The organism is Candidatus Paceibacterota bacterium (genome assembly GCA_035652395.1).
Lineage (GTDB): Bacteria > Patescibacteriota > Minisyncoccia > Phycocordibacterales > CAJBRS01 > JADGRH01.
The window spans coordinates 387881-402778 of record DASRDX010000009.1; the positions used below are offsets into that span (position 1 = coordinate 387881).

Annotated in this window: 5 protein-coding genes; all 5 read right to left on the reverse strand. The window is 45.2% G+C overall.

The features are described from left to right. The 5 genes from VFA52_02345 to VFA52_02365 all read right to left on the reverse strand — a co-directional run bounded on the left by VFA52_02345 (window position 1) and on the right by VFA52_02365 (window position 14657). On the reverse strand, window positions 1-675 hold the full coding sequence (locus VFA52_02345; GenBank protein HZS43038.1) for a hypothetical protein: 675 nt from the start codon (window positions 673-675) through the stop codon (window positions 1-3). Next, window positions 675-1193 carry an RpiB/LacA/LacB family sugar-phosphate isomerase gene (locus VFA52_02350; protein HZS43039.1) on the reverse strand — a complete coding sequence of 173 codons (519 nt, stop codon included), beginning with the start codon at window positions 1191-1193 and terminating at the stop codon, window positions 675-677. Before VFA52_02350 ends, VFA52_02345 begins: the two co-directional genes overlap by 1 nt. 6 nt (window positions 1194-1199) lie before the next feature. Then, window positions 1200-2225, reverse strand: a complete 1026-nt coding sequence (locus VFA52_02355; protein ID HZS43040.1) for a glyceraldehyde 3-phosphate dehydrogenase NAD-binding domain-containing protein — start codon at window positions 2223-2225, stop codon at window positions 1200-1202. A gap of 79 nt (window positions 2226-2304) precedes the next feature. Beyond that, on the reverse strand, window positions 2305-8112 hold the full coding sequence (locus tag VFA52_02360) for a tail fiber domain-containing protein (GenBank protein HZS43041.1): 5808 nt from the start codon (window positions 8110-8112) through the stop codon (window positions 2305-2307). Window positions 8113-8357: 245 nt separating this feature from the next. Beyond that, on the reverse strand, window positions 8358-14657 hold the full coding sequence (locus VFA52_02365) for a hypothetical protein (GenBank protein ID HZS43042.1): 6300 nt from the start codon (window positions 14655-14657) through the stop codon (window positions 8358-8360). Window positions 14658-14898 lie beyond the last annotated feature (241 nt).

The following is a 14898-nucleotide window of genomic DNA, read 5'->3' on the forward strand; positions in this document are numbered from 1 at the left end:
TTAAAGATTTTGAAAATCGGTAATAGCTCCCTCAATATCTCCACTTTCAAAGATAGCGGAACCGATGACTAGACGGTCGGCGCCGGCGGCGATTAAAGCCGGCGCCGACTCAGAATTCACTCCGCCGTCGACACTAATAACAGTCGACGGCGATCTCTCCTTCAATTCCCTCACCCTCTCCACCACTCTCTCATCAAATGGCTGCCCTTGGTAGCCAATCTGGGCAATCCCCATTAATTGAACAAAGTCTACATAATCTAAAAATGACAAAGCTTCTTCAATCGGCGTTTCCAAATCCAAGCCAAGTCCCACTTCCACTCCATCGTTTTTAAGGTCTTCTAAAACCTCTCTCAAATCACCTTTAACGCTCTCCAAATGAACCGCTACTCTGCTGGCTCCGGCGGTTATCCACTTGCTGGCTTCGTGTTCTGGGTTATCTACCATCAAATCTATTTCAAAGTCTAATCGATCCCAAAATGGTAACCCCTCTTCTTCATGCAGGACTTTTTCAAAATCAGGATCAGCATGCAAATTGTACGGCCAGCTCTTGGAGCTCACAAACCGTCCATCCATTACGTCAATTTGAACTACTGGTACGGTCGTCGAGACTTGCGCCAGTTTTTCTCGCAAGTCTTCATAACTTTCCGGCATTATGGCGGGAATGATTTCTGCCATTATTTTTTTCGGGTTACCTTATGTAACAATCTTCTGAAAATAGTTTTCTGACTTTTCATAGTCACTGATTCAATTTCTTTGATTTTCTCAATTCGCCTTGGGTGCCGCTCTTCATCTACCAAGAATTTCGCCCCAAGCCAAAGCCTTACCATTTCCTTAGCTTCCTTTTCATTTAGAAATCTGGCACCGAGGGAGAGGATATTGGCATCATTATGATTGCGAGAGAGCTTAATAATCTCCCGATTGCCCCCATAATAGACAACTGCTCGAACGCCAGGGAATTTATTAGCCACAATTGCCTCCCCTTGCCCCGAAGCACCCAGAATAATTCCGCGAGTATTTTCCGGATCTTCCGAGACTTTTTCTGCCGCTAATTTAATAAAATCAGGATAATCGTCGCCCATCTTATAAACAAAAGCGCCCATATCTACCACCTCATGCCCTTCCTGTTTCAAAAACGGAATCAGAACATCCTTTAATTTAAATCCAGCGTGGTCTGAAGCTATAAAAATCTTCATTTAATTTTAGATTAACTTGCCAGCTTCGATAACATGTTCAACAAGGGAGTGTGTGTACCCCATTTCGTTGTCATACCATGAGAGAACCTTCACTAAATTACCATCAATAACGCGGGTCAGTCCGAGATCGGCAATGGCGGCATGAGATTCGCCGAGGATGTCGCTGGAAACAATTTGATCAGTCACCACCGTAAATACTTTCTGCCAGCGCGGGTCAGTAGCCGCTTTAGTTAAAATAGAATTAACTTCCTCAACTGAAGTAGGTCGTTTGGAAATAAAAGTGATGTCAGCAATTGAACCGGCCGGCACGGGTACTCGCATAGAAATGCCATCAAACTTCCCTTCGAATTGAGTCAGGGCTTTGGCGGTGGCGATGGCGGAGCCGGTAGAAGTCGGTACGATATTTTGGGCCGCTGCGCGGCCCTCTTTCCAGTCTTTCTTGTTCGGTCCGTCCACAATTGATTGGCTGGCAGTGTATCCGTGAACGGTGGTGAGAATGGCTTTTTCGATTCCAATGGTTTCGTCAAGAATGGCTAGAATCGGGCTAGCCGAATTAGTGGTGCAGGAAGCATTTGAACTAATTTGAACGCCTTTCAGGGCCGCTTCATTCACTCCCATCAGCACAGTCGGAGCGCCGGCAGAAGCATCTTCTTTTACTGGAGCGCTGATTACTACTCGTTTAGCGCCGGCATCAAGATGAGGTTTGGATTTTTCAAAACTCGTAAAGAAGCCCGTTGACTCCACTACTACATCGATATCTAAATCTTTCCAAGGAAGTTGAGCGGGGTCTTTTTGGCTCAGAAATTTAACATTTTTTCCATCAATAGTCAGGCTCTGTCTGTCAGGAGCAATTTCAATCTGCAAGCCACTCCGGCCATAAACAGTGTCGTATTTTAATAGATAGGCAATGTTTTCAATATCACCGAGATCATTGAGAGCGACAATTTCAATCTCCGGTCTTTTACTGGCTACTTTATAGAATGCTCGGCCAATACGGCCGGCACCATTAATAGCTACACGAATTTTTTTCATACAAAAATTATAGCATTTCAGAGCTTCCCTCCCAATTGAAAGAGGGCGGCCGCTTCGCGGCCGCCCTCTTCCTCAATTCTTATGAAGTGGAGCTCCCTGAATCCGTTGGAGGCGCTGGTTCTGATGGAAGCGGCTCTGGAGCGGGATCAGTGCTTGTTCCGGAGATAGTTGAATTAGGAGAAGTTGAGGCGATGGAATCAGTAGAAGTAGAGCTTATGGTTGACCCATTAGAGCTTCCAGAAGTGTTGTCTGGCACTACTACGGTATTGTTGTTGGAATCAACAGTAATGACGGTGCCGCTTCCTTGAGTGGTTGAAGTAGCCGTAACGTCCTGACATTCCCCCGCTACGTTTACCATCGCACCATTTCGAATAACGACGCAATATGGATCACCGGTTACCTGATCGTAAAGAGTGATGCCGTTTGGATGAGAAGGCGCACCCACTGTAAGCTGCTTGGTAAACAGATGCGAGACATAAGCAATACCGTTTAGCATTTCAGCACCAAAGGATTGGAGCGCCGAAAGAAGATCGGCTCCGAGACCTGGGCCGCCGCCTCCGGCGGCGGCCCCTCCCCCAATATTCAGACTCTCCAAACTCTTCACTCGCAAGTCGAGCGAAGCGAATGCCGCCGTAGTCGACGCATTCTTATCATCCACTTTCTGATTTAGTCCTTTTATGGCTTCTACTAAGTATGGCCCTACCTGGGCATAGAGAAGGGATTTATAGCCATTGGCATCGGTTCGTACCAACTCCGGAATGGTCTTCTCCACATCCTGAGCGATAAAGCCAACTTGCGTAGTGGTCGTATCTCCTTGTCTCCAGTTATAGGTCACTCCCTGCAAAGCTAGAACTTTATTCAGAGAATCTGATAGCGGATTAATATTCTGCTTCAATCGCTCATCTGAAGAACATGACCATCCTGTTCCTGCCACTACCGTACACTGAGCAGTGCCGGCGCTACCATAAAATCGCGCCACATCTGTTCCTGCAGCAGAAACAGTTAAAGGATACGTTGGAGTGCTCGTCCCAATGCCGACGTTACCAGCACCATTGTACACAATAGCGGGAGTAGCAAGTCCATACATACCAAACGATGTATAGTTTGATGTTGAATTTGTTCCTACATAATTAAAATCAATTGACGCAAGATTATAGTTTGAGGCATCTCTTCCTAATACATAACCGACCGTATTTGAACCTCCTGCTGTAGTCAGTCCGGAATAAAGCATCTTGGTAATCCAACCATTTGTTGGTCTAGAAGTTGGCTCAACCGATAACGGTGATCCGGGGTTTGTAGTACCGATGCCTACGTTCCCTGTCGCGGTATTCACAAACAAGGCCGGCGTCGTTCCAGTGGCTACATTTAAGTTGCCCCAGACATCCAGTTTTTGAGAAGGAGAGGAGGTTCCAATCCCGACGTTGCCTGAAGCGAGAATGGTCATTCGTGTTAAGGCTCCGGTAGCAAAACTTATACTATTTGTTGGGGAATTACCACTAGTATTGTCCGAAGTAAAAGCTAAACCGACATTAGAATAAAATTGGGCGGTATTTGGAAAAGAAAATGCCCAATTACTATTAACTAGACCGAAACCTCCGTTCGTCCCATCGGCGCGGACAACTTGTACTCCTGAAAAGGCACTGGATCCAGTATTAGCATTTCGAATAGTAAGACCGTTTACAAAATTATTATCTGAATACGCAACACTTAGAGGTGTAGAGGGGGTTGTTGTTCCAATCCCGACATTGCCATTTCCATCAATTCTCATCGCTTCAGTATTGCCTACACCCGTTCGGGAAGTTGAAAAAATGAGTTGGCCAGTTCCCCAATTGCCATTTCTTGTTCCAGCTTGAGCCGCAATAGAAGCGATTCCTACAGCGTTTCCGGGGAGGTCGCGAGAAGCAAAAACTATTTGGTTAAAATTGTTTGCTGTCTCATCAAAATTATATAGAGTTAGTGCTGGTATGTTGTTGGCCAGAGTAGTGTTGCTATCTGATTGAAATATTCCTGTCACCGGGGCCCCTATATTACTTCCGTACCAGTAACCATTTGGTACTGACCCACCAATATTTAAGAAGTTCTGAGGACTATTTGTACCTATTCCCACATTCCCCGTCGCCGTATTCACAAATAGGGCCGGTGTGGTTCCCGTCGCTACATTCAAGTTCCCCCAGACGTCGAGTTTGGAACCAGGCGTCGTTGTTCCAATTCCCACATTCCCTGAAGATTTTATAATCAATGCTTGAGTGCCATTCTGTCCTCCATTATTTGGAATAAATCCAATATCACTAATAGATCCTAATTCCATAATGGAGTTAGCTCGTCCAATGAAAGAGCCGCCTTCATTATTGAAGTTAGCTATTGTATTAAAATTGGCACCCCCATTTACATCAAGTTTATACTGAGGATTCGTCGTTCCAATCCCGACGTTGCCACTCGGCAAAATAGTGACTTGTTGATTGAATGTATTATTAGAAGATGCGCCAAGTGTTAGAGGATAATTCTGCATTGAGCCCAATTCAATACGCCCAGCGCCTGCATTCATGTGCAGCAAGCCGTACTTGGTTGTACCTTGTAAAAGCTCAAGAAAAACATTTTGGCCAGTAGGAGCTCCAAAACTCATTCCGCCGTACGAACTTGTTGATTGAACATATAAAAGTGGATTTGAGCCATTGGAAATGGCACCTCCTCCAACACCTGCTACATGGAGATTTGCAGTTGGACTACTCGTCCCAATCCCGACGTTGCCTGTAAATGTGCTCGTGCCTGTAACTGCAATCGTACCTCCTATAGTGGCATTGCGAAGTAAGTAAAGATCTCGCCATCCCTGACTTCCTGCAGCGCCGAGGTCTTGACCTCCAGACGGAGTTAATATATTGGCACTAAATAAAATGTTTCCACTATCTGAAGAAATTATTCTTGTAGCACCGTTAATTTGAATCATACCGCTCAGTCCACCATTGCCGCTCCGAATGGCTCCACCATTTAATGTTTCAATAGTTCCATCAACAAGTAAATTATTTGTTCCAGGATCACTGACCCCTCCAATATGAACTCCTCCTGCAACAGCGAGTTTAGCTAAAGGCGTGCTTGTCCCAATGCCGACATTGCCCGATGAATCAATTCTCATTCTTTCCGATCCGTTTGTAAGCAGCCTAATTGGTCCAGACGTTGCATTATTAATCTCTAAGAAATTACCAGCTTGTTGATTGAAGGATATAGATGCTAATCGGCCAGTTGATGTTAGAAGATCAGCAAAGTTGACCGTATAAGTAGGGTCGGTCGTATAGTAAGTTGTGCCTTGATTAGAACCATTAATCATAATTTGTACACCTCCGTTATCGAAGGCGGGGTTGCCGAACCCGTCTGGCCAGTTTAATCGGGTTGTGCCTGTTACTGTAAGTTTTTTTGAAGTGTTTGTTGTTCCAATCCCGACATTTCCCGCTTGAGTAATGTGAAATAATGACGTACCCGTCGAGGAGGCAATCTCAACTGCGTCCTTCCCCGCCACTGCTTGGAGAGTCAGTGTTGAGGATTGAGAAGTAGTGCCAAGAGAGAGATTGCGGACAATTAAGTCGCGGAAAGTGCCGGCAGAGCCGTTGTTGATTTCAAAAATCCCGGCAGCATTTCTGGTTAAACCGATATCAGGTGTTGAGCCAGTACCAAAAACTATTCCCGCCGTAGTCCAGCGAGATGGGGTGTTGTTAAAATTATTGCTACCAAGACCTAAACCTGCGGAGACTAGAGTTGAGTTGTTACCGGCATCCTTTAAGAGAAGGACGTCATTCCCTCCTATCCCGATATCTAATTCGTGAGTGCCCTGATTCTTGAAATAATGTCCTCCATTTATTGGAAAGAGGGTCACCACTCCACTCCCGCTTGGAGCTAAAGTGATATTCTGATTCGTTCCTCCAGCATACATGGTCAAGCCGCCTGCTCCTCCTGTAATCTGCCCATTGCTCGCCACTATTGATCCGGCAAAAGTGGAAGTGGCGGAAGCATTCGTCGCCACAAAGTTCCCGGCTGTCTCGGTGCCCGTGGTAGTAGCATTTCCGGAGTTTATGAAGTTAGAAGCGGTGACGTTCCCGGTAAAATATCCGTTACCCACGACTGTTACCTTTTCAAAAGGAGTGGTGGTGGCAATGCCGAGGTTGCCCGCAACTGAACTATTCCCAGCCCCACTTACAGTTAAAGTGCCGGGCTGAGTAGAGTTGCCACTGTCGTCAATTGCCCATTTAATAGCATTTCCTGTTCCCTGAATTTGGAAACCGCCTTGGTTACCAGAACCTGTTCCGCCATAACGGATTCTTGCAATATTGCTTAACCAAGAAAGACCTACACTTGCTGATTGATTAGTAGGATTTAAAACTTCAACATCACCGCCAGAGGCTCCAGAGCTTTGGATAATACCATTGTATACATCTAATTTAGATCCCGGACTAGTCGTACCGATCCCTACATTGCCATTCGCATCGATTCTCATTCGTTCAGAGCCACTGGAGCCGGTGCCAAAACGCAAAGAATTAGATCTCCCTTCGATCCGGGCGTTCTCGTTGTTCGTGCTGTAGAAAGTTAGATATTCTCCTGTATTGCCGGCATTGGTGCCCGCATTTTGGAGTCGAAAAATTTCCACAGTTGCATTGTCTAAATCATTCTCAACATAGAGCTTAGCGGTTGGATTTGTTGTTCCAATCCCGACATTGCCGGCAAAGGTAGAGTTGGCCGCGCCGTCTGTAGCCACAAAGTAGGCGGCCACATTAGCACCGGTAGAAGTAGAATTAGTAAAAGTTAAATTAGTAAAGTTGGCATTATTGGCAAAGAAGTTGGAGGAAGTGGCACTGGTGAAGTTTCCGGACGTACTTGTAATTCTAGTACTAAATAAGTTTGTCCCGGTCGCATTGCCAAAAATAAAATTTGAGACATTGCCGTTGGTACCATTTAGATTGGTGGAGAAGAGATTGGTAGAGGTAGCACTAGTGAAGAGATTGTTGGTGCTTGATAGATTGGCTAGGGAGAGATTAGTGCCAGTCGCATTGGTGAAGATGAGATTGGTAATGTTAGAACTTGAAGCGTTTAGATTGTTGACGTTCTGAGTGTTGGTGAAGGTGGTGGTGCCAGAGACATTGAAGTTGCCGTTGACGGTGAGATCGTGATTGACGGTGAGATTTCCCCCAGTGTATAGATTTCCGGCAATGGTTGAAGTAGAAAAGCCGTTAAAGAAATTATTAATTTGGTTTTGGATATTAGTAATGTCGGAGTTTGAGGGACCGGTCCAAGAGCCGATTGGAGCAGAACCTCCAGAATATGTGATGTAGTTGTTGGTGATCGGTGCCGGCTGATTTGGCGCCGATCCACTTTGCGCGCCAAAAATTAGAGTGCGCAACTCTTGATCTAGATTTGAAAGCTTTTGGTTAAGTTCTTTTTCCGTGACACCAGATTGGATGATGGTAGTTTTTTGCGGATCGACAATAGTGACTGGTTGATTTTTAGAATATGTAGTTACATTTGAGATCGTAGATGGTTGATAATTATTCTGATTTCCTGTATTTGGCTGAATGACAATCGAGGAGGTAGTGGTTGAGATGGGTGCGGGCTTTTTAAAGAGATCAAAGAAATGTTTCAGGAAATCACTGATGGAAGAAAGCACGGAAGCTTCCATGTTAATCCCTTGTTGCCCTAAACCACTGTAGCTATTTGCCACTTGGGTCGGCAAGGTTCCGTAAAGGTGTGCCGCATCTTTAATGGAATTAATGATGGCAGAGTTCGAATTAAAAAAAGAGGTACTTCCAACAGAAGAGGCCGCCTCTACTTTAGAGACGTTTAGGAATAGGACGCTTATTAAGAATAAAGAGCCTAAAACTTTATTAAAAACTGGGTTATGATTCATTAACTGAATCCCTCTTGGGTACTAGTGTACTTAGAATTATATATGAGCGCAAGAGGCTTTGAAAGAGAAAAAGTAGTCAAAACAACGGCTTAATTGAGCCAGCTTTTTGAGTTGACCGGCCCAGCCGCTTAAAGGCGCTGAAATGACCGCCTTTAAGCGGCTGGGTCAGTTAATAATTAGCCAAAAAAGCTCAATATTACCCGAGCGTATGTTATTAAATGCAAAATAATCTCCATAATCTTTAATTAAGGATTGCTAATTGAAATATCCGTAGAAACGGGAAGACTACCTCCCGATCCCTCCCCTCCTGAATTATCGACACTCGCACCAATACCGGTATCCACTGCCGGCGGTAATGGAACAGGATTAGGTAAAATTTCTGTGGAGTTCACGGGAGAGCTCTCGTCTCCATTGGAAACAGTAGAAGTGGCAACTGGAGTAGAACTGCCGGAAGTATTGTTGGTATTATCCGGTACTACTACAGTGTTGTTATTTGAATCAATTGTAATAATGTTTCCGCTACCTGCTCCGACATTCGCTACCTGATCGGTTGAGGTGCTGGTTGAATCCGGACATTCACCCGGGTCACTCTTCATTTCACCATTCATAAAGTAAACACAGATTGGTGAGCCGGTTCCTCGATCGTAAATGGTGAAACCGGTTTTAGAAACATCTTTACCTTTGATTGTTAAATTCTGTGTGGTGAGATGTTGAGCGAATACATTCTTCAAATATGAAATACCGTCCACAATTTCAGAACCAAATGACTGCAAGGTAGAAAGAATTTCTGAACCGAGTCCACTTGAAACTGTTACTCCCCCGCTTGTCTGCAAATCTTCCAAACTCTTTACCCGTATATCGATGGCAGAAAGTGCAGCGGTAGTGGAAGCATTGAAAGCATCTTGAGCGTCAAGGCGTGCAGTTGTGGAAGCGGTACTTGAAGAGAAACTGGCATAGAGAGATTTTACTGAAGCCATCAACAAACCGTTTACTGAAACTTGATCAATAACATTTCCCCACATGAATTGCGGATCCACTTCATCAGCGATGTATCCAATACGTTTCTTAGCCAACGGGCTATTCGAACCATAGCCTTCGACTTCGTTCTTGTATCGGAAGTAGTGGAGGGGAGAATCCAAAATCATTTTCAAAGCGCCATTGTAGTCGGAGTAATCAGTAATATCTTGCTTAGTATCTCGAGTGGAGGTTTGGGCGCCAATTACTACACCGGAGGCGTCGTTGGCATTGGTTGGTGAAGAAGTGGAAACACGAACGTTTCCGGAACTGTCAGACCAGATGAATTTATCAATTCCTGTTCGGGATATTAAGTTAATTGAACCGGCACCGTTTGAAGCATTGGTATTGCGGCCTATTGTTAGGGTTCGGCCAGCCGCTCCTGCTCCAAGGTCAGCGTCTTCGAGATCAACAAAGGTTCGGGGAATAGTGCTTGTACCACCAATTCCAATATTTCCATTTGCAGCAATGTAAAGTTGTTGAGCGCCGGAAGAGGAAGCAACCAGAAGTGACATGTTGGCTCCTCCAACACCTGTTACCCCAAGAGTGGCGAACGGAGTACTCGAGCCAACACCAAAGAAACCATTTGGTCGCAGAGTTAAGAGTTGAGCATTCGTGGAAGAAGCCACCATAAATGGGTTGGTGGCGCCAGCAATACCAGTAACGGCTAAGGTGGCAAATGGAGTGGAGGAGCCGACACCGACATTACCGTTAAATGAAATGTGCAGTGCAGAGGTACCGGTTGATGAGGCAATGTCTAACAGGTCGTTAGCACCGGCCAATCCTTGAATGGAAAGTCGCGATGTACCGGTAGAAGTGCCGACGTTAATTATTCCATTCAAAGTGTCCGCCACGAACAAGTTAGTGTTTCCAGTGGATCCTTGAATCTGCAGGGCTGTTACGGAATTAGTAGTTGATTGGAAAGAAACCGGAGCATTAACTACGCCACGAAGTTGAGTTGAACCAATCTGATATGAGGTGGCGATGGCGCCAGTCTGAAGTTGAACGGCATCAAGATAAAAGGTACGACCGTTAGCATCGGTCTGTTCAATGAAAATGTATGGGCTGCCTGAAATAGTTCCTGAAGTAAAAGTACAATAGAATCTTTTCCATCCACCAGTAACTACAGTAGTGTCATTTAAGGTACAGGTTTGTTCATTTACACCGTCGCTTGCGATGCCGGCTCGGATAGTAAAGTTGGCACCGGAAGCTTGAGAATAAAAAGATAAAGTGTATTGAGTAGCCGAGCTTAAAGCACTAGTAAATAAGGTGGTTTTGGCGCCGGAGGAAGCCGTGGCCGAATCCCCTACTGCCAGAGAGCTAACACCGTGATACTTGTTGGTGGTCACACGGGTAGTAGAACCGGTGCCAGCAGTAATGGCCCAACCGGCGGCATTTACTTCAAAACCTGGGTTAGTCAGCAGGTTGTTTGAAGTAGTATCTACTACAAAGATTGGTGCACCTTGACTGTTTTGAACCTGAAAGGCGGTGGATGAGTTAGTTGGAGTCATGACTACCGCTGTCCCAGCCACCGTTAAAGTCTGTCCTGGCGTAGAAGTGCTAATACCGAAATTACCATTTTGAAGCAAAGTTAAAAGTTGGGTGTTAGTAGAAGAGGCAATAATAAATGGATTAATGCCTCCGTAACCTTTAACAGCCAAAGTGGCAATTGGAGTAGAGCTTCCGATGCCAACACTACCGGCTGAAGTAATACGCATTTTTTCTCCCAGACCGCCGGTAGTGTTGTTCTTAAAACTTAAGTAGCTATTAGTTACACCGTTTGTGGCATCTTCTTTGCGAGCTTCAATGGTGCCAAAGACTCGAAGAGCAGTAGCGGGGCTGTCATTGTAGCCACCTAAAGTAATGGAAGCTCCGACATCTGCCGCTTGGGCGTTGGTGGTATAGACATTCAAATTACCGAATACGCTACCGGCAGTAGTAACGTTGGCTGAAGCAATATCTACCGTACTATTTGGACTAGCGGTGCCAATTCCAATTTTGCCGGTGGCAGTGTTTGCCGAGAAAAGCGGGGTGGAAGAAGTGGCGATATTCAGGTTGCCCCAAATATCCACTAATTGAGAAGGAGAGGAGGTACCGATACCAATCTTCCCTACCGCCGTGTTTGCAATGAATAGTGAAGTAGATGAAGTGGCGACGTTGAAATTTCCCCAGACATCCAATCGCTGTGAAGGAGAAGATGTGCCAACCCCTAAGTTACCGTTTGTATCCAATCGCATTCTTTCTTGATTGAAAGTTTTGAAAGCTAAAGAGTTGTTGTCAATCGTTCCAAGGGTAGCGAGAGCTCCGAACGAGTTCCCGTTTTGTTGAAAGTCGTTAGCCAACAGAGTCGAAGTAGAAACCCAAGTTGGCGCCACCCCTGCCCCCGCTGACTGAAGGACTTGCCCAGTAGTGCCGGCATTACCATTTGGCGTAAGAGCACCGGTGAAATTTATGTCGCCTCCGACCGAAAGTTTAGAAGATGGAGTGGTAGTGCCGACTCCAACGTTTCCGTTAGTCAAGATGCGAAATAACTGAGTACCTGTTGATGAAGCCACTACAAACGGATCGGAGGCACCTACGCCAGTGACTGAGAGAGTGGCAAAAGGTGTAGTTGAGCCAACTCCTAATCTTCCAGCACTGGTAAGTCTCATTCCTTCGCTCAGGTTTCCTCCAGATGCTCTGGTTGAGAAACTAAGATCGGTACTAATAGGTGAACTAAGGTACGTGGCTCCCATATCAATCAAACCATCTTGAATTCTAGTTATGAGAGCGTTTTGTGAACCCGTCACGTTGTTGAAAATAGTTGTAGTTCCAAAAGTGCCGCCATTGTTTATGCCATTTGAAATAACCAATGGAGCAGTAGGGTTACTGCTTCCCACCCCGACCATTCCAGTCGCAGTGTTCACAAATAAAGCTGGGGTGGTACCCGTGGCTACGTTTAAATTTCCCCAAAGATCTAATTTCTGTGAAGGAGTGGTAGTGCCGATGCCAAAATTGCCAGTATTTAATAAGGTAACTGCAGGGTCGGTTGATTGAGTTCTAAATTGTATTCCTGATTGTCCATAGATTCTAAACATTGCCGCTCCGTTGGCATTCAAATCGTTGAATCCGTTTGTGTAGAAATTATAATTATTAGAACCAGTTCCTACTTGAAGTCCAAGACTTGTGGTCGGATCTCCGGCTACAACAAGCATGGGGGCATTATTTGAAAGGGTGGACGCATTTACTCCTATACCGACGTGCCCATTCTGAGATATGGCAAATAGATGACTATCTGTGGAAGAGGCGACAATGAATGGATTAGTGCCAGATGTACCTTTGACACTAAGCGTGGCAATTGGACTCGATGTGCCAATACCAACGTTTGCAGTATTATTGTTGAAAATATTGTTTCCGCTTGTGGTCCAGACACTATTTAAAGTATTTCCGGTAAATGAAAGACCTGTGCCCGCGGTGATGGCAGCTTGTTTGCCATTAAAAGTACTCCAGTCTGCAGAAGTTAATAGTCCCCTATTTGAAGCCGAGGCGCTTGGCATATTAAACGTATGAGTGGATCCGGAAGATACGATTGAGAAATCCGTGCCGGTGGTGGTAGTGGCAAAAGTTTGGCTGGCTCCACTCAAACCATTCAAACTAGTTATACCGGATCCCCCACTAATGCCCAGTGTAGAAGTAGCAACCCATCTAGTAGATGTGCCGGTAGTCTGAAGAACCATTCCGAGAGTGCCGGCTGTAGCGGAGCCATCGAACAAAGTTTTAGTTAAAGAAAGTGAACCGCTAATTCCTAAACTATCGGTAATAGTAGAAGTGCCGGCGCCGGAGATTGTGGTTAGACCAGTAAAGAGTCCACTTCCAGCTACAGAAAGATTGGTGGTAGGGGTGGAGGTGCCGATGCCAACTTTTCCTGTCGCCGTATTTACCAAAAAGGTAGGAGTTGAACTTGTTGCAACATTTAGGTTGCCCCAAATGTCTAGTCTTTGTGAAGGAGTGGTTGTGCCAATTCCTATGTTTCCCGTAGAAAGATTTCCGTACAAAGCCCCTCCAATATTAAGAAAATTATTGGCACTAGCCAATATGGATGAAGCAAGATATCCAATTAGAATGTTATTACTACTATTGTCTAGACTGGCTCCAGCGTTATATCCTAATAAAACATTGTTGGATCCTGTGACCATACTAGCGCCGGTATTCATTCCCAAGAAAACATTGTTGGATCCTGTAACTAGACTTCCTCCTCCCATGTCTCCCATTGCAATGTTATTTGAAATTGGACCTGGGGTGGCACCCTGATTCCAAGCATATCCTCCTAAGATTTCCTGGCCTATACCAGAGTTTGAACTGCCACTGGTATTATTTGCTCCTGCATAGTTACCAATAAAATTATTTGATTGTCCTATTGTATTCTGGATTCCAGCACCAATTCCTAAGAAGGTATTATCAAATCCGGTTGTATTGTAATATCCGGCGCTATTTCCTAGAAAAATATTTTCATAACCGCTGGTGGTAGTGTTGCCTGCACCACTGCCTAAGAAAATATTGTCTCGACCCGTAGTGTTTTTTGACCCGGCAGTTAAACCAATAAATACATTATTGTTTCCAGTGGTGTTGTTTGCGCCCGCACTGCTCTCAGCAAAAAAGTTGTTTCCGCCGGTAACTGCAGCGGTCGTTGTTGGAGTTGCTCCAGCTAAATAAAAACTCTTCGTTCCTGTAGCCAGAAGAGCAGATATGCCATTAAAATAAAGGGGTTGGGTGTAGTTACTTGTTCCAGCAACGGTCAAAGCATAGCCGGCAGTGGTGGTACCAATGCCAACATTTCCTGTAGCTGTGTTTACAAACAAAGTTGGAGTCGTACCTGTGGCCACATTCAAGTTTCCCCAGACATCTAATTTCGATCCAGGCGTGGAGGTACCAATGCCAACATTGCCGTTATTCAAAACTGAAAGAAACGTGGAGGAATTATTTCCCGCCGAGAAAATATTTCCTGAACCGATTTGCGTGATAGCGAGGGCCGTTTGCGTTGAGGAAGCAAAAAGAACTCCGGCCTGATCATTGCGTAAGTATTGCGTTGAAGATGCGCCGCCGAGATTATAGGCTTCAATGGCGGCCGGCACAGCACCGATAATTTTTCGCGGCGTCATTTCCGAATCTGATTCCACCGTTACTCCAAGATAAAGGGTCTGATTAAAATTGATTCCGGTAAGCGGCGTAGTAGAGCCGAGCATCACACTGAAGAGTCCGCTTGTTACCTGAATTTTATTTGCTCCAGTGTCAGCTTCCGTCCAAATAGCGGCGCCTCCGGTTGAAACGGTGTAGAGTTTGAAAGTTATGTTATAGAGACCATCGGCGACGGCAACGTTTGAAGCGTTGGTCAACTTGCCTTGATAATTAACCTGTTGATTGATGGCGGCTTGAACTAAAGTCCCATCTGAAAAAATAGATAAAAAAATACTCCCAGTGGTAAGGAGTGTAAGTATGAGGGACCTTACGAAAAACGTATTCAGTTGTCGGTTTCTTATAAGCCTATGGACCATTTCAGAATCCCTCTGAAATATATCCCCCTCGTTCAATTTAGAGTCCTGAACTAGACTTTTATCCCTCGTCTAAAATTATAACCTACCTGAAAGCTTTGGCAAGTGATTTTGAGTTTAAACTTGACAACTTTATGGCTAAAATAGCTTGCGAAATAAAGCTGGATTGGCGAGGAGAAAAAAGAAGAAAGTTATCCACAGATGAAGGGGCGCGGGCAAAGCCCGCGCCCCTTCATCTGTCTTG